17 protein-coding genes and 1 pseudogene are annotated in these 17,025 nt (G+C 49.1%); 15 read left to right on the top strand and 3 right to left on the bottom strand.

The window, feature by feature from the left end:
- Nucleotides 1-308 precede the first annotated feature (308 nt).
- The 5 genes from Q8O92_01990 to Q8O92_01970 all read left to right on the top strand — a co-directional run bounded on the left by Q8O92_01990 (nucleotide 309) and on the right by Q8O92_01970 (nucleotide 2,583).
- Nucleotides 309-506, top strand: a complete 198-nt coding sequence (locus Q8O92_01990) for a type II toxin-antitoxin system VapB family antitoxin (GenBank protein ID MDP2982084.1) — start codon at nucleotides 309-311, stop codon at nucleotides 504-506.
- A 1-nt stretch (nucleotide 507) separates the two neighbouring features.
- Nucleotides 508-870: a PIN domain-containing protein gene (locus tag Q8O92_01985; GenBank protein ID MDP2982083.1), complete on the top strand. Its 363-nt coding sequence runs from the start codon at nucleotides 508-510 to the stop codon at nucleotides 868-870.
- 177 nt (nucleotides 871-1,047) lie between these two features.
- Entirely contained in the window at nucleotides 1,048-1,269 is a 222-nt protein-coding gene (locus tag Q8O92_01980; protein ID MDP2982082.1) for a hypothetical protein, read from the top strand.
- Between the two features lie 96 nt (nucleotides 1,270-1,365).
- The gene (locus Q8O92_01975; protein ID MDP2982081.1) at nucleotides 1,366-1,644 is read left to right on the top strand and encodes an antitoxin; all 279 of its coding nucleotides are present in this window, start codon (nucleotides 1,366-1,368) and stop codon (nucleotides 1,642-1,644) included.
- Between the two features lie 102 nt (nucleotides 1,645-1,746).
- Nucleotides 1,747-2,583 carry a GIY-YIG nuclease family protein gene (locus tag Q8O92_01970; GenBank protein MDP2982080.1) on the top strand — a complete coding sequence of 279 codons (837 nt, stop codon included), beginning with the start codon at nucleotides 1,747-1,749 and terminating at the stop codon, nucleotides 2,581-2,583.
- Nucleotides 2,584-2,916: 333 nt separating this feature from the next.
- Here the strand turns inward: Q8O92_01970 and Q8O92_01965 are convergent, their stop codons facing one another.
- Complete coding sequence (locus Q8O92_01965) at nucleotides 2,917-6,357, bottom strand: DNA polymerase III subunit alpha (protein MDP2982079.1); 3,441 nt, start codon at nucleotides 6,355-6,357, stop codon at nucleotides 2,917-2,919.
- Between the two features lie 282 nt (nucleotides 6,358-6,639).
- On the opposite strand from Q8O92_01965, the gene Q8O92_01960 reads away from it, so the two are divergent.
- From Q8O92_01960 to Q8O92_01925, 8 genes are all read left to right on the top strand, one after another.
- A complete protein-coding gene (locus tag Q8O92_01960; GenBank protein ID MDP2982078.1) occupies nucleotides 6,640-7,566 on the top strand; it encodes a hypothetical protein in 927 nt (308 codons plus the stop codon).
- Between the two features lie 21 nt (nucleotides 7,567-7,587).
- A complete protein-coding gene (locus Q8O92_01955; GenBank protein MDP2982077.1) occupies nucleotides 7,588-7,902 on the top strand; it encodes a nucleotidyltransferase domain-containing protein in 315 nt (104 codons plus the stop codon).
- Nucleotides 7,899-8,240, top strand: coding sequence for a DUF86 domain-containing protein (locus Q8O92_01950; protein MDP2982076.1), 342 nt, complete (start codon nucleotides 7,899-7,901; stop codon nucleotides 8,238-8,240). The genes Q8O92_01955 and Q8O92_01950 overlap by 4 nt, the downstream gene beginning before the upstream one ends.
- Complete coding sequence (locus Q8O92_01945; GenBank protein ID MDP2982075.1) at nucleotides 8,240-9,058, top strand: EFR1 family ferrodoxin; 819 nt, start codon at nucleotides 8,240-8,242, stop codon at nucleotides 9,056-9,058. The genes Q8O92_01950 and Q8O92_01945 overlap by 1 nt, the downstream gene beginning before the upstream one ends.
- 103 nt (nucleotides 9,059-9,161) lie before the next feature.
- Nucleotides 9,162-9,392 (top strand): ATP-binding protein, encoded by a 231-nt coding sequence (locus tag Q8O92_01940; protein MDP2982074.1) that lies wholly within the window; start codon nucleotides 9,162-9,164, stop codon nucleotides 9,390-9,392.
- A gap of 5 nt (nucleotides 9,393-9,397) precedes the next feature.
- Nucleotides 9,398-10,339 carry a hypothetical protein gene (locus tag Q8O92_01935; GenBank protein ID MDP2982073.1) on the top strand — a complete coding sequence of 314 codons (942 nt, stop codon included), beginning with the start codon at nucleotides 9,398-9,400 and terminating at the stop codon, nucleotides 10,337-10,339.
- Between the two features lie 20 nt (nucleotides 10,340-10,359).
- Nucleotides 10,360-11,247, top strand: a complete 888-nt coding sequence (locus Q8O92_01930; GenBank protein ID MDP2982072.1) for an amidohydrolase family protein — start codon at nucleotides 10,360-10,362, stop codon at nucleotides 11,245-11,247.
- Nucleotides 11,248-11,302: 55 nt separating this feature from the next.
- Nucleotides 11,303-13,477 carry a hypothetical protein gene (locus tag Q8O92_01925; GenBank protein ID MDP2982071.1) on the top strand — a complete coding sequence of 725 codons (2,175 nt, stop codon included), beginning with the start codon at nucleotides 11,303-11,305 and terminating at the stop codon, nucleotides 13,475-13,477.
- Nucleotides 13,478-13,577: 100 nt separating this feature from the next.
- Here the strand turns inward: Q8O92_01925 and Q8O92_01920 are convergent.
- Both Q8O92_01920 and Q8O92_01915 read right to left on the bottom strand, forming a co-directional pair.
- Nucleotides 13,578-13,712: pseudogene (locus Q8O92_01920) on the bottom strand (CopG family transcriptional regulator).
- Nucleotides 13,713-13,908: 196 nt separating this feature from the next.
- Nucleotides 13,909-14,976: an endo-1,4-beta-xylanase gene (locus Q8O92_01915; GenBank protein MDP2982070.1), complete on the bottom strand. Its 1,068-nt coding sequence runs from the start codon at nucleotides 14,974-14,976 to the stop codon at nucleotides 13,909-13,911.
- 273 nt (nucleotides 14,977-15,249) lie between these two features.
- Between Q8O92_01915 and Q8O92_01910 the strand changes: the two genes are divergently transcribed.
- Nucleotides 15,250-16,347: an L-lactate dehydrogenase gene (locus Q8O92_01910; protein MDP2982069.1), complete on the top strand. Its 1,098-nt coding sequence runs from the start codon at nucleotides 15,250-15,252 to the stop codon at nucleotides 16,345-16,347.
- 110 nt (nucleotides 16,348-16,457) lie between these two features.
- Nucleotides 16,458-17,025, top strand: a 568-nt coding sequence (locus Q8O92_01905) for a transaldolase family protein (GenBank protein MDP2982068.1), incomplete at its 3' end; no start/stop codon positions are given.

Here is a 17,025-nt window from a genome sequence, read left to right as displayed (position 1 = left end):
AGTGCAGCCCCCTAAATCCCCCGAAGGGGGACTTTTCGCGGTAAAGATGAAAATGTGAAGGTGTAACTTTTTTAAAAAAACCAATTAAGCCTTGTATTGCAGTCTTTTAAGTCCCCCTTTGGGGGATTTAGGGGGCTGTAGTTTTAACGTTAACAGAGACTAAAATCTCTTTTACATGCATAATTAGGGTTAATCGTATTGATCCCCTGCATCTACCTTGCCCCCCCAAAAAATCCTTTGCGCTATACATATAATTCATGCATATTATGATTCATGATCCATTCATATCTTAAAGGAAGGGATATGCCATGAGAACTACTCTGAATATTGACGACGAGCTGATAATGAAGGCCAGCCAGATGACGGGAATCAAGGAGAAAACTTCATTGGTAAGGCTTGGCCTTGAAACGTTGATCGCTCGTGAAAGCTCAAGAAGGCTTGCACGGCTTGGCGGCACCGAAAAAGGATTGAGAATACCCGGAAGACGGAGACCGGTCAGTGAATGAAATGGTGCTGGTTGACACGTCGATCTGGGTGGAGCATCTTCGGTACGGTCATAATCGCCTCATCGAATTATTGGATGAAGGGCGCGTGTTGATCCATCCGTTCGTTATAGGCGAACTGGCTTGCGGGAACATCGAGAACAGGGTTGAAATTTTGGCTTTACTCCATGCTCTTCCCACGAGCACCGTCGCAGATATTGAGGAAATCATCGTCTTCATTGATAACAATCGATTGATGGGTAAAGGCCTTGGGTATGTAGATGTACATATACTTGCATCAGCAATTCTGTCTAATGTCCGCCTTTGGACCAAGGACAAACCGCTTGCCAATGCCGCCAAAGGGATGGGCATTGGCTTTGAATTTTGATAGGAAGATACTGCTTGCTTCCGGCGTACTAGCCATGCGCTCGGCGCGATGCATAAGGTCTGAACGCTCAGTCAAATGGGCGGTCTTTTCCTCTTGACATAGAATATTCTTGTGTTTATATAATGTGTTAGAACGACCATGATTTGTAACCAAGAGAATAGTTACGGAGGTTTTTTTATGATAAAAACTTTTGAGGCAATTATCGATCAAGACGGTGAAGTGCATTTATTAGAAGCTGTGAAACTCACTGCATCGAGACGGGCTTTAGTCACTATCCTTGATGAAGCACCTAATACCGATGTATCTGAAACTGCACTTTTGAGTGAATCAGCGCTATCCGAGGATTGGGATAGACCAGAGGAGGAAGCGGCGTGGCAACACCTACAGTCGGTGCAGTAATTCTCGTTCCGTTTCCGTTTTCAGATTTAACAAACTCTAAGCTTCGCCCTGCAGTTATCTTAGCAAGAACCGGGAGAAGAGATTGGTGGGTAAATAATGAAAAATACTGATGTTATGGATAAAGACGAATTGGAATTGTCGCAATCATTTGATAATGAAGAATGGGTTTCTGATCTCACTGAGAATGATAAAAAGCAATACGAGGAGTATGCACGCTCTAGCCTGAACAAACAAAAAAGGATCAATATTCGAATGACTGAACGAGATTTAAAGAAAATTCAGGCTAAAGCAATTGAAGAGGGGCTGCCCTATCAATCCCTCATATCAATGTTGATTCACAAATTCAATGAGGGAAAAGTATCATTCAATCGATAAATAGTCTTTCAAATCATTCAAGAGGGACATGTATTGTATAACGGTATTGGGGTGTTATGCCGATCCGTATAAACAATGTTGGGCTATTGGAGAATGACAATCATGCCTATCATGTTTAACACTATTCTATTAGAGGTTGGCCTGAGCTTGAGCGATGTCCGTCTTCTGCGTCACAAAGACAAACGGGCCACAAAAGGTCGCACTCCATATGAATTATGGCGTGACAATCGCGAACAGTTTGATCTATATCAATCAACACAAAGCATAAACAACCGTAAGAAGTTCAAGGCGCCATACTGGGCATCATTTGTCGTGACACCAAGCGAAGAGACCATGTTTGTTGGAATCTATGGGGCGAAGTATCGCGGACTTTTAGACATAGACACACCAAAACCCCATATAGACGGGGGCATGGACAAGGCAGGAAGCCTTGATGTTTACGATCTCATACTGGAAAACGACCTCAGCGATCTCATTGGGAAGCTATTTATAGATTGGGGTCAGGGAGAGCGCGCATGGATTCAACGGGCTGAGAAGCAGAATAAGCGTGTTACAAAACTTCTCACAGAGTTTAAGGAACCTGAATTCCCCGGTTTTCTGAACTTTATAGAGTCTCTTTCAAAGCTTGACAAGCTTCCTGCTGGCTGGGTAACAGCCTTCCGGTCTTCAAAAGGAATCTACCTACTTACATGCCCCAGGACAAAAGAACAGTATGTAGGCGCAGCATATGGCGAGGATGGTTTCTGGGGTCGGTGGCAAGTCTATGTACAAACTGGTCATGGTGGTGATGTTGCCCTAAAAAGTCGAGATGCCAGCGACTACCAAGTGTCGATCCTGGAAGTTGCTGGAACAGCTTCAACGACAGACGATATCAAAAATATGGAAGTGCGATGGAAGTCGAAATTGCTTAGTCGGGAAATGGGGTTGAACCGGAACTAAGGAGAGAAAACGACGAAATGTGTTGGACATTTGGAAAAGATACAAGGATAAAACCGGCCGGAGTTCTCTTGTCACCAAAAGACTACGACGAACTGGTATATAGAAAATCTTTTCTTGATTCTGTCGAAAGAGGGATAGCGGATACAGATATCGGGAGAATTTACAGTACTGAGGAGATAAGAACGGTATTAATTTCCAGAAGAAACAAGTAGTAATCCTGATTGAAATATTCTTGTCTTTTTTCTTCTGTCTTTTTCCTTTTTTCCTCATCTTTTATCATTTAAATCACGCGAATCACCGGTTCAGACAATCTTTTTCTTTGTGCCTTGTCTTTCACCCCAGCGCCACATTTTCCTTACCAAGTATCACCCGCAGCTCCCGTATGAGATGACGGTCCGGGGAAACGGTGAATTTTTTGCATTTCACCCGGTAATCGCCGGTGGTCTCGGTGGAGAGCCTGATGGAGAGAGGAAGATTCCCCGGATATTTCCGGCAAGAGTCGATCACCGTATCAAGGTCGTGCGGAGTGAGATCCAGGGTGGAGAGGGTTATGGTGATACCCTTGGAGCGTTTTTCACGGGAAGTCGTGAGGTCCTCGATACTGTTGGCCCAGACGCTCGGCGGGTCGTTGCGTGCGGAGACAGCGCCCTCGACAAGGATCATGGAATCCACAGCAAGCTGATCCTTGCAGTCATCGAACGCGCCGTTCATGAAAATGACCTCACCGCTGCCCTCCAGGTCCTCGAGCCTTACCACGAGGAGCGGCTTGTCGTTCTTCTTGCTGGTCTTGCGGGAGATGGAGGTGACCACACCCCCGACGGTCACAGGGTCGCGGTCTTTTTTGGTCACCAGGAATTTGAACGGGGTGGCGAAAGCTTTCAACTCGTCCTGGTAGCCTTCGAGCGGGTGGCCGGAAAACCAGAAGCCCAGCACCGATTTTTCCTTGGCCAGCTTTTCCAAACGATTCCAGGAGGGAACCTTGGGAAGCTCCGCCGCATCGAACATATCCGCGCCGGTACCGGCTAGCTCGCCGAAAAGGTTTATCTGCCCCATTGCCCGCTCACGCTGTTCCATCTGGGAATACTCCACTGCCGGATCGATTCCCGCTGTGAGCCTGGCGCGCTCCGCCCCGAAAGAATCCATCGCCCCGGCCATGACCAGGGATTCGAGCATTCGCTTGTTGAGCGCCTTGAGATCGACCCGCGAGCAGAAATCATGGAGGTTCTTGAACAGCTCTTTCTCGCTGTGGGCGGCGACAATGGATTCAATCGCGCCCAGCCCGACATTCTTGATGGCGCCAAGCCCGAACCGCACATTCCCGTTCTCCACGGTAAATACGGCGAATGACCGGTTCACATCGGGGGGAAGCACCTCTATGTTCATCCGCCGGCATTCTTCGATGAGCACCACGATGCGGTCGATGTCGTTCATTTCCGAGGACAGGGTCGCCGCCATAAGCTCCGCCGGATATTTCACCTTGAGCCATGCGGTCTGGTAGGCGAGTATGGCATACCCGGCCGAATGGGATTTATTGAAACCGTATCCGGCGAAAAAGGCCATGAGATCGAACACCTCGGCCGCGATAGAGTCATCGATCCCCTTATCATGAGCGCCGCCGATGAACCGGCTTTTCATTTTAGCCATGACTTCGGGTTTCTTCTTTCCCATGGCGCGGCGCAGCTCGTCCGCCGCTCCGAGAGAGAATCCGGAAAGCACATTGGCGATCTTCATCACCTGTTCCTGGTAGACGATAACGCCGTAGGTTTCTTTGAGCACAGGTTCAAGGAGCGGATGAAGATACTTAATTTCCTTGACGCCCTGTTTCCGCTCGATAAAATCGTCCACCATGTTGGAGCCGAGCGGGCCGGGCCGGTAGAGGGCGTTCATGGCGATGAGATCGTCGATGCAGGAGGGTTTGAGCTTCCGCAGGTAATCGCGCATCCCGGCGCTTTCAAACTGGAATATGCCGATGGTTTCGCCCAGGCCCATGAGGCGGTAGACATCGGGGTCGTCAATGGGAATGGAGTTGATATCCACCTTTTCCCCGCGGGCGTTGAGCATGTCCACCGCATCCTTGATGACAGTCAGCGTGCGGAGGCCGAGAAAATCCACCTTGAGGCAGCCGATCTTCTCCACATACTCCATGGTGTACTGGCTGGTGATGTCCTCGTTCTGCTTGTAGAGCGGGAGATACTCGGTGCATGGCCCGGGAGTGATGATAACCCCGGCGGCGTGGGTTCCGGCGTGACGGTTCAGCCCTTCGAGTATGCGGGCGTGACGGAAGAGCTGGCGGTGAATTTCATCCTTTTTTTCCAGCGCGCTGAGCTCCGGTACAAGTTCGAAAGCTTTCTCCAGGGTGGTACCCAAATCGTTGGGAATAAGCTTGGCGATGGCGTCAACATCCGCATAGGGCATGTTGAGCACCCTGCCTACATCACGCACCACCAGCTTTGCTTTCATCGAGCCGAACGTAATGATCTGGCAGACATGGTCGGCGCCATACTTGTTCTTCACATAATCGAGCATTTTCTCACGGTACCGGTCGGCGTAATCCACATCGAAATCGGGCATGCTGACCCGCTCCGGATTGAGGAAGCGCTCGAAGATAAGACCGTAGGACATGGGGTCAAGGTTTGTGATCCCGATGGCGTACGCCACAATCGAGCCGCCCGCCGAGCCGCGCGCGGTTCCGACAGGGATGCCCATCTCACGCGCCGCCCGGGTGCAGTCGTAGATGGCCAGAAAATAATCCGAGAATCCCATCTTTTTGATGATGTCCAACTCATACAGCATGCGCTCGCGGTATTCCTCCGCACGGTCGCCGTACCGGTCGTGGAGACCAATTTCTGCAACATTCGCCAGGTAGTCGTCGGTGTTTCCCTCGAAATCCACCGGCACTTCGAATTTCACCGGATAGAATTCTCCGGTTTTTATGGTAACATTGCACCGTTCGGCGATCCGCACAGTGTTTTCGATGGCTTCCGGATAGTCGGAAAAGAGGGCTTTCATCTCGTCCGGAGATTTCAGATAGAACTCCTTGGTCTCCATTTTCAGACGGTTCTCGTCTTCGAGAATTTTTCCGGTGGCGATGCAGAGGAGAACATCGTGGGAATCGGCGTGCCCGGCCAGCAGGTAGTGAGCATCGTTCGATGCAACAAGACCTATCCCGGTCCTCCGGGATATCTCCACAATACCCCTTCGTGCGGTCTTTTCAGCCTCGATGCCGTGATCGTGGAGCTCCAGGAAAAAGTTGTCTTTCCCAAAGATGTCGGCGTATTCGAGAGCCGCCTGTTCCGCCTCCTGAGGATTGCCCTGCAGGATGAGCTGGGGGATTTCCCCGCCGAGGCACGCGGTCATGGCGATCAGTCCCTCGTGGTATTCGCGGAGAACGGTTTTGTCGATCCGGGGCTTGTAGTAGAATCCTTCGAGATATCCGAGGGAGACGATTTTCATCAGGTTGCGGTATCCCTGGTCGGTCGCGGCCAGAAGCACGAGGTGATTGGCGCCGTCATTGTTTCCCCGGGCGGCTCGCCGTGATTTCATCCCCTCGATGGCCACATACACTTCCGAGCCGATAATGGGATTGATGCCCGCCTCTTTGGCCTTGAGGTAGAATTCCACCGCGCCGAACATGTTGCCGTGGTCGGTGATGGCGGCGGCGCCCATGCCCCACTCTTTGGCGGCGGCGATCAGCTCTTTCGGCCTTATAGCGCCGTCCAGGAGCGAGTACATGGTATGGGTATGAAGGTGGACGAACCCGCAGGAATTTTCCATGGCGATGAATCCGTAAGTGTTTGGGTGAGAAGAGGTTTTAGTAAAGCCGGAAGAATATACTGTAGTGTGTTTTCTTCTTCATACAATATATGGTATTTTGGGTGAAAAGCAAGGGGGGAAGAAAAAAGAATGCAGGATTTTTTTTATGATAAAAAGGCATTGCTCCGGGAAATGGAATAAGGGCATATTACTTGAGTTAATATGGCATCTTTGATCGCTTAAGTTGCAGCCTCCTAAATCCCCCGAAGGGGGACTTACATAAGCATTACAAGGGAGAAAAAAATGTGGAACTCACAATGTGTTTTTTGTGAACAGACAATAGAGAAGATTTCCCATAATGGAATTTATAATTGCTCATGCCAAAACTGTGGTAAATATAACATTAGTTTGGAAGCTTCTCAAGATTTACCCAGTTATAATTCTACATATGGTGAAATAGAAAGAAAGTATAAAGGGAAAAATCATTTATTTTCTGGATACATCAGAGAGATGAATGAATTGAATCGGCCTATTGGGCTTATCACAAATAAAAACTATGAAAGCATGCTGTCTTCTCCAATGATTCCAAAAACCACGATGGAGAAATTGGATAAGTTACTGCTGCACATCTATCGAAAAACGGAACACCTTTATAAAAAATTAGATATTTATGATAATATTCCCGCAATAGCTTATGCGAAAAACAGTGAAGAACTGATACAGATGTTAAGAGCACTTCGCGATTTGAATTACTTGATACTTTCAAGATCATCAAATTCAAATTTGGTTTCGCTTACAATAGATGGCATTCAGCGAGCAGAAAACCTGCAAAAGGAAGTTGTCAATAGTACCCAGTGTTTTGTGGCAATGTGTTTCTCTCCCGAAATGTTGGAAATTTACAACAAATATATTATGAAGGCTGTCGAAGAAACTGACTATAAACCTCTCAACATCTCTCAAAAAGAACATAATGACAATATCTGCGACCAGATAATCGCAGAAATCCGTAAAAGTAAATTCCTCATCGCTGATTTTACCGGAAACAGGGGCGGCGTTTATTTTGAAGCGGGTTTTGCTCTTGGATTAGGCTTGCCGGTCATTTATACATGCAAAAAAGCTGATTTAGAAGTAGTTCATTTCGATGTGAATCATTACAACATTATTGTCTGGGAAACCGGAGATGAATTATACGAAAGACTGAAATACAGAATTCAGGCAACCATTATCTAATGCTGTGGAGGGCGAAATCAGATGCCGGAAAAGTCCATTCCGAGAAGAGAAATACCTGATCTGCTGCGGGAAAAACGCATGGAGATTCTCCGCATCGCCCGCAAACACGGGGTCGGCAGGATACAAGTTTTCGGCTCCGTAGCCCGGGGGGATGCGTCTCTGGATAGTGATGTTGATTTTCTGATAGAAGTAAATGGCCCCACACCCCCCTGGTTTCCGGGCGGTCTGGTGGCCGACCTCGAGGCGCTGCTCGGAAGGAGAGTTGATGTTGTGGAAGCAGAATCGCTCCGTGAAGATATACGGGACAGTGTATGCCAGGAGGCCGTACTTTTATGAAAGATGATCGGGTGTATCTCCGCCATATCCGTGAGTGTATCGAAGCCATTCAGATTTATACTAAGGAAGGACAAGGCAAATTTTTATCAGACCGCAAGACACAGAAAGCAACGATTCGTGAACTGCAGGAACTCTCCGAGTCCACTCAACGGTTATCAGTTACACTGAAAGACCGTCATCCGGAAATACCTTGGCGAGATATTGGCGGATTTCGAAATGTAGTCGTTCATGACTACCTTGGATTAAATGTATTTCAGATTTGGAGCATAATTGAGAGAGATTTGCCGCCTCTTTTTACCGCGATAGAATCCATGATAAGAGAATTGGAGCAGAATTAATGAACACTGATATCTATTTCTATTCCGGGACCGGGAATTCTCTATGGACTGCGCGTCGTTTGGCGGATGAGCTCGGTGGCGCAGCTCTGCACCCCATATCGAAGATCGAGGCGGTTTCTCCGGGCGTTTCGGGAGGCAGTGTCGGTCTGGTCTTCCCGGTGCATATCTGGGGAGTTCCCCACAAGGTGCTTCAGTTTATCGACCTCCTTCCCGCTGACACATCGCACTATTATTTCGCGGTGGCGGTGAACGGCGGCCAGGTGGCCGCAACGCTCATCCAGCTCAGGAAAGTGATGGCCGGTAAAGGAATAGCCCTGTCTGCCGGATACGATCTTGTCATGCCGTCGAACTATATCCCCTGGGGAAGTCCCGGTCCGGAGGAGAAATGGAAGGAAAGAATTACCAGAGCTGATAACAAAATCAAACGCATCTCCCATGAGATTTCGCAAAAGAAAGTGGTTCCGATGGAGAAGGGTCCCTTTTGGCAGAATATCCTTTTCTCCTGGTTGTACCGTATGTCGGTTAAACATGTTGCGGAAATGGACAAATCTTTCCATACTGATGAAAAATGCAATTCCTGCGGTATCTGTGAAAAAACCTGTCCCGCGTCGAATATCGGGATGGTGGATGGCAGACCTGCCTGGCGCCACAGCTGCGAGCAATGCCTTGCCTGCATCCAGTGGTGCCCGCGTGAAGCAATTCAGTACGGAAAAAAAACTCACCTATATAAACGGTATCACCATCCGGAAGTGTCCCTGAGCGACATCATGGCCTGCGCTCCTGCTTCAGGAGCGTACAAACGAAATAATACCGTGTAGCTCTCATTGAATTGCTTATTGTGCCGGACTGTATTATTTTGCTTTATGCTGGGAATGCGTCTATTTTGAACGAATTGTTTTTGTAGTGATGAAAGGATAAATCATGAAAGAAGACAGCCCATTCAAACCTGGGTCTCCCGTTCCAGTCGAGTTATTTGTCGGACGGACTGCACAGATTCAAGAAATTATTCGATATGTAAAACAGACGGCAGCCGGAAAACAGGAGAATGTATTTCTATCTGGTGAACGCGGTATTGGGAAAAGTTCTCTTGCAAGCTTTATCCGGCAATGGGTGATAAAGAATGAGAACTTCCTTACCATTCATGTTTTTTAGGAGGAGTGGCAACTCTTGAGGAGCTTGTCCGGCGAATTTTTGAGCAGATTTTAAAAGAAGCCAATACTCAAAATTGGTTTTCGAAAATATCAGAATTTTTCGGAAAATATATTCAGTCTATAGGCCTTTTTGGGATTTCCGTTGGTTTCAATCCGCGGGAAGAGGATTTAAAAATCCTGGTCAGGAACTTTCCTGAGGCCCTTTCCAATCTGATAGAGAAAATCAAAGATGAAAAAAAAGGATTATTCATCGTTCTGGACGATATTAATGGGATATCCAGGACCTCTGATTTTGCTGACTGGTATAAAAGTTTTGTCGATACCGCAGCGACGCATTTTCATCATTTCCCTGTTATTATGATGCCTATTGGGCTTCCCGAGATAAGAGACCAGTTAAGCAGGAATCAACCTTCTCTTATGAGAGTTTTTAGGGTTGTCGAAATTGATAAACTATCAGATTTAGAAGTTCAGGGTTTCTTTGAGAAAGCATTTGAACTTATCAAAGTAAAAGTTGAAACCGAAGCCATGAAGATAATGGTGATATATTCGAGCGGTCTTCCCATCCTTATGCATGAAATTGGAGACGCTGTCTACCATCGCAATGATGATATGGTTATTTATAAAGTTGATGCGACATTGGGTATTATCGAAGCTGCTGAAAGAATTGGGAAAAAGTACCTTGACCCGAAAGTATACCGAGCCATCCGAAGCGTCCGATATATATCAATTCTCAGGAAGCTCGGTGAGGCAAGTAATTTCAGGAAAAGCGACATAGAAAAAAGGCTAAATCCGACAGAGCTTAAAGTTTTCCACAATTTTTTACGGAGAATGAAAGATTTGGGAATAATTATACATGATGAAGAAGGTGGCTCCGGGTCGTATAAATATGTAAACAATATTTATCCGATCTATATCTGGATGGAGAGCCAGAGAAGCAGTGTAACATGAATCATCCTTGGGGAGGCTCCATGAATACAAAACTTTTCCTTTTCACCACGCTTGCATTCACCCTGTTTGCATGGAACGGAAATGCCGGGTCGGAACCGAACACCTCGACGCCGTCTTTCATCATCGATTCCCACATCCATTACCAGGCAACCGACGCCTGGGAAAAATCCTTCCTTGAAATCTATACCAAACACAACGCCATGGCCTGCATCCTTGTGCCGATGCGAAATCTGGACCGGGGCATACGGTTCGCCAAAGCTCACCCGGATCGGGTAATCCCTTATGCCGCGATAGACATTGACAGCCCGACTGTGCTCGATGATATTAAAAGGGTCAAAGCCATGGGATTCAAAGGCCTGGGAGAGGTGTTCGCCACAAAGCAATGGAATTATGACGACCAAAAATACGAACCTGTCTGGACTCTGGCGGAGAAGCTCGGCATGCCGATAGCGCCCCATACCGGCATCCATGCTACCGGCACGATGGCGCGGATGCGTCCTGGATACCTTGCAAATATCGCATCTAACCATCCCAACCTGGTCATCCACGCCGCCCACTTCGGAAATCCCTGGTATGACGAGGCCGGAGAGGCGACCCGGCGGAACAGGAATCTCTATTTCGACATGTCCGGCTCCTCGCTGATAAAAAAGGAAAACGACCCCGGTTATTGGCTGCAGTTCCTCTGGTGGACTCCCCATATCGGGAAGGCGCACATGCCCAAGGATGCTGTGCCCGCTTTCGAAAAGATTCTCTTTGCCACCGACGAGCCCCCGGAGGCTCTTGAAGCCAACATCATCCGGTTCAACAAAATGCTCGATGCCTGCGGTGTGTCCCAGGAGACCCGCGCCAAATGCTACGGCCTCACCATCGCCCGGATTCATGGGATTACAGTTCCGACATCGAAGTAATATGTCTGAACCACACCATCCGTGGTTCAGACGATTAAAATAGAGGGGAGCGAACGTGAAACATTTATTTAAACTTATAGCAAGCTTTATCCTCTTCCTGCCGGGAACAAATGCCTTCGCTCAGGGGACAACGGTCCAGACCACCTGGGGCGGAGGCGCCGAAAAAATCTACGATACTGGATTCACAAACATGGTCATGAAACATCCGGGCGGCGGGGTAAGCTTGTTCAATATGGTACTCATTGAAAACGACGCCCCCGGGTCAGGCTACAGCGAAAAGGGGGAGGACGGCGATGTGGTCTGGGGAAAGAACCAGGCGCGGAAGATACTCACCCTTGACGATCCCCGGGCTGAGAAAGCCTGGTTTGTGGCGCTGTTCGAGCGGGAGGTATGGTTCCTCCCGGCTGACCAGAAAGCAAAAAAGCGCCCGCTCTTGGTTACCATTAACGGCAACACCATGAAATACGACGACTGGGGGATCGATAAGAGCACCCTCACCTACCGGTGGTTTGAATTTCCCGCCTCGTGGCTGAAAAAGGGGAAGAATGTCATTGATCTGGCCTGCCCGGAGGCGACAGCGAAAGAGGAGGGATGGGAAGTCTGGCTTGCCCGCGCGGATGAATTCAAAGACGGCGGCGGCGATCCTGCCCATGTGGGGGAGACTTCGTTCAAATCCTTCGACGGCGGCAAAACCTGGAAGGAAAGCCCTTTCGGCCCCGAACAGAAAGATCGCGCCGAATACACCATACGGCTCAGTCTCGACCGCTATGTCCGCTCCGGCTGGCTGGCAAGCCCGGTAATCGACCTCTGGAAAGGGGAATCGAACGATTTCATCGTTCCGCTCCGTGAAATCCAGAAAATGAGGCTGAAGGTGGACGCCGATGTCCCGCCCGAAACGAAGGTAGAATACTTCTTCCACCGGGGAACCAGTCCGCAGCCGTGCTCTGATGAATGGGAGCCGTACCGCCTTATCGGGAGCGGCGCTTCCCTGGATTTCACACTCGGCGGCGCGGAACTTAACCGGCGCTTTGTGCAGTTCAAGGCGGTGCTCTCCACTGAAAATCCCCTGAAAAGCCCGGTGATAAAATCAGCCGGCCTGACCGCAGAACTCCATGAAAGCGTGCCCCTCCATAAAAACATCAAAGTCACGGAGCAGGTAAACCCGGTCATCCGGTATTCATCCCTCGACTGGGAATGGGAATCCTCCGACCGACCGGAGTACGCCGATCTTCGCGAGCGCGAGAGCCTGGACAAAATCATTGCAGGGAGCCGCACCGAGTTCGAGGCGCAGGTCCGCCTCCTCAACCATGTTTCCGGGCGCTGGATGCATTCCGGGGCGTTTCCCGAATATCCCCTCTGGGACGCCCATTCCATCCTCAAGCGCATCGATACCGCCGGCTCAGGCGGTTACTGCCTCATGTTCAATACCCTTCTCTGCGGCATGCTCCAGGCTTACGGCTGGAATGCGCGGCTGACTCACATCAGCTTCCATGAAATCTGCGAGGTCTGGAACGACGAGTACGGCAAGTGGATATTCCTCGACGCCGACGGCATCAACAATTACAACTACCTGCTCGCAACTGCCGAGCCCCTGGGCATGGAGGAGCTACACAAGCTCTACCTCGATTACTACTTCCCCGGAAAGACCATCGACTGGATGCACGACTGGATAAGCTGGATGGACAAGCGCCCGGACAAGGAGTTCCCGGTTGGCCGCGGCTCCCTGACCCATCACGAGCCGCCGGTCAACTACAGCAGTCATGATTATCTGTCCGGTTTCATCAACGCCGGTTTCATACGGGTGGTGCCCCGGAACAACTGGTATGCCAAGCCCTATCCCAAGCCGCTGACCCACAACTCGTTCACCCCCTGGGACGGTTATGTCAACTGGTACGACACCCAAAGCCCGTACCAGAGGCATTACTCCCGTCACACCGACCGCGCCCGCGATCTCTGGCCGGACCTGAACCTTGTGCATGTGGACGCCACTTCGGGAGTCTCTAACGACCGGCTGTTCCTCCGTTTCGAGACCTATACCCCGAATTTCAGCCATTTCGAGGTCAACTCGGATGACACCGGCTGGGAAAAGCTCAAGGGTGAGCGCTGGGCATGGCTCCTCCAGTCGGGAAAAAACACCCTCAAAGTCCGGGTAGTGAACAAGCTCGGCGCGAAAGGGAAACCATCGCTGTTTGTTGTAAATCACGGCGATGCGGCGTTTGGAAAAGAATAATAAAAATTGTCTGAACCGCGGATGGTCAGGATGGAAGGAAAAACAGGATAAAAAGACAATCGCTATGAGCGTAAAGGAATGCGAGTTAGATTTTGCATGGTTAAATTTTCCCATACGCCTTGAGGTCTTCCAACAGCTCTTCATAAGTCATGGTCGGCTCGTCTGCGCGCTCATCGAAAGCGGCAAGGTCTTCATGGTCTTCATCGATGCTGGAACGCTTTGCTGTCTCGTTCATAAATTTCATCACCCGGATTATTTATGACGACATAAATAATTGCGCATGTTTTGAGTGTTTAGATCCTGAAACGGTTTTATCGTTCCCGCGAAGCGGCAACGAGTTCAGGATGACACGTGTCATGCCGAACTTGTTTCGGCATCTATTTCAAAATCCATTTGTATAGTTTATCACCCGATGAAAAAAATAATGCATTTTATTTTCTATCCTGCGTTTTCTCTTGCAGCGCTGTTTTCAAACCCGCATATCCCGGTTTGGGTTGATATTTCTCATCGATGGGGAGCCCGGCGCCGTAGCCTTTGAAGAATTGGGGTATCCAGGAATATTTGTCTGTAATTCCCCAGGTCAGGAAGGATTTGCAGGCGGGATTGTTCAGTAAAACCGTCATGAGAGCCTGGTATTCTCTCCCCTGCTCATCGAGTTTGGCGCTGTCGGCGGGCAGTTGCATCCGTATGTCAAGCTCGGTGACAGAGACATTCAAACCGAGCGCCGCCAGACGTTTGATGTTTTTGTCGATATCCTCAGCTTTCGGAAACTTGCCGAACGTAAAATGGCACTGGAGGCCGACTCCATGGATAGGTATGCCCCGCTGTTTCATGCCGGAGACGAGCTTGTAGATTTTATCCGATTTCGCCCCCATATCCTCGCCGCTGTAATCGTTATAAAACAAAAGGGCTTCCGGGTCCGCCTCATGCGCGAACCGGAAGGCCAGATCGATATAATCATCGCCGATTCTCTGCTTCCAGAAAGTATCCCGCAGGAACCCGTTCCCGTCATCGATGGCCTCGTTGACCACATCCCATTCGTAAATCTTTCCTTTGTAGCGGCCGGCCACGGCGAGGATATGGTTTCGCATGATTGCGATCAGTTCATCACGGCTTCCGTTTACTTTGGATGCCCATTCTGACTGGCTGTGCCAGACAAGGTTGTGCCCGCGGATTTTCATGTTGTTCTTTAGCGCGAAGGAGACGAGATCATCCGCCCGTGTCCAGTTGAACTGGTTTTGCCTGGGTTCGATGAGGCCGAACTTCATCACGTTCTCGGCCACAATGATATTGCATTCGCGCTTGAGCGTCTCCTTGTACAGGGAATCGGCGCCCCAGAACGCCGACCCCACCGCCGCGCCGTAAAAGATGCCGTGCCGGTCGGCCAGTTGGCGTAATGTCTGGGTATTGCCGGCAGGAACAGTCATGATGAGGAAAAAAAGAAACAGAACGGCAAGCCGTAAACACCGGGTACATTTTTTGACCGGACGAAGGTTCATTTTTGTCTCCTTTTTTTAAAAACATTGTTCAATAGTGCATATAAACGTACTTTTTTTACAGGTCAATAGGACAAAAGATCGGAATTCCATCGTATTTTCATATTTATTTTACTATATTTTTCAGTATACTTCCAGTAAAAAAGGGACCGGCGGGCTCGGATAGATAAAATATGTATTTTTAGTGTTGCTTAACAAAATGCTTTTGTGCATATCGTATCACTCATCTTTTCTTAAACTTTTTTTCACTATGTTCGCAAACAAGGAGAAAAAGTCATGGCGCGCGATCCGGTTTGCGGAATGGAAGTAAATTCCGGCGAAACTTCATTTGCTATTCACTCCAAAGTTACCTCCTACTATTTCTGCACCGGGAGGTGTAAAGAATCATTCGAAAAAGATCCGGAGCGATACATTTCCCGTCTAGATCAAAAATTCATTGAGGAACGTAAAATATCCATCGTAGGGACAGGTCAGGTAGGGGCGACCTGCGCTTTTACTCTCATGAACAGCGGTTTGGTCAACAGCATGGTGCTTATCGATGCCAACCGTGAGCTTGCAGAAGGGCATGCTCTTGATCTCCGTCACGGAATGTCCTTTAGTCAACCATGTAAAATCAAAGTGGGGAATTATGAGGATTGCCGTAACTCTGATATCGTGATCGTCTCCGCGGGGGCGGGGCAAAAACCAGGCGAGTCGAGGCTCGATTTAGTGAAAAAGAATACCGGGATTATCAAAGACTTAATTCCCAAAATCGCCGAACAAAATCCTCGAATTATCCTCATCGTTACAAATCCGGTTGACATATTATGCTATGTTGCCCATAAGGTATCCGGCTTTCCCATGAACAGGGTGTTCGGTTCCGGAACAATGCTGGATACATCGCGTTTTCGCTCACTGATAGGTGAATACTGCGGCGTTGACCCGCGCAATATTCATGGCTATATTCTTGGGGAGCATGGCGACAGCGAGGTGCCAATCTGGAGTCAGGTCATGATAGGCGGAGTTGACTTCAAAACATACTGTGAAACCTATAAACTTGATTACAATGACCTTGACCGCGATACTATCTTTTCCAAAGTTAAAAATGCGGCCTATGAGATTATAAATAAAAAGGGAGCGACCTACTATGCAATAGCCCTGGCTGTGACTCAAATTGTCCGCAGCATCCTCAGGGACGAAAACAGCATTCTTACCGTTTCCACACTGCTTGACGACTACTATGGTATTGAAGACACCTACATGAGTGTTCCCGCGGTTATTAATCGAAGCGGGATAGAAAGAATTATCCGTATCACCGTGAACGACCAGGAAAAGGATGCCCTCCGTCACTCGGCAGATGTGCTTAAAAGCATAATTAAAGAGCTTGGAATCTGATGGCTTAGGGACACCTTTCTCCGCTCTTCCTTGCAAATCTTCCCCCGATATACTATATTTCCGTCCAGGAAAATTGATATGCTGTTCACTCACAACTACGGAAAGGAAACATGATGGATAACCCGTGGAGAAGGTTGAAAGCGCTGAACCCGGAGACCGAAATCTGGTGGGATTCCTCCCCCCTGGTCTGGCCGAATTTCAAGGATGAATACACCAAATCGGACATGGTGGCCGAAAGCGACAAGGCCTGGTTCAGGCGCGAAGTGGATGAGATGTTTTTCGACGCCCCGGTGGAGAACTGGCTATTCGAGGGCTGCACCACCAATCCGCCCCTGTCCTGGAATGTGCTGAAAGCCCGTAAGGCCGAATGGGACAAGGTAATTGCCGAAAAACGGAAAGCATACAAGGGGAAATCGGTCTACGGTCTTTTCCTGGAGGTTTACTTTGAAGTGGTAAAACGCGGGGCGGAGAAATTCCTCCCCCTGTTCGAGAAATCCGGCGGAAAGCTTGGGCACATTTCCGGCCAAGTGGAGCCGGGCCTCATCCGCAACGAGTCCGGCATGAAGGAGATGGCCGAGCATCTGGCCTCTCTCTCGCCCAATCTCATGATCAAGATTCCCGGCTCGACCCACGGCATGGCGGTGATACGCTACCTGGCCTCACGGGGGATATCAACCA

Origin of the sequence: Candidatus Latescibacter sp., assembly GCA_030692375.1 — a bacterium.
In the GTDB taxonomy this organism is placed as follows: domain Bacteria; phylum Latescibacterota; class Latescibacteria; order Latescibacterales; family Latescibacteraceae; genus JAUYCD01.
The sequence above is the reverse complement of the archived record's forward strand: the minus strand, read 5'-3'. Positions and strand labels throughout refer to the sequence as shown.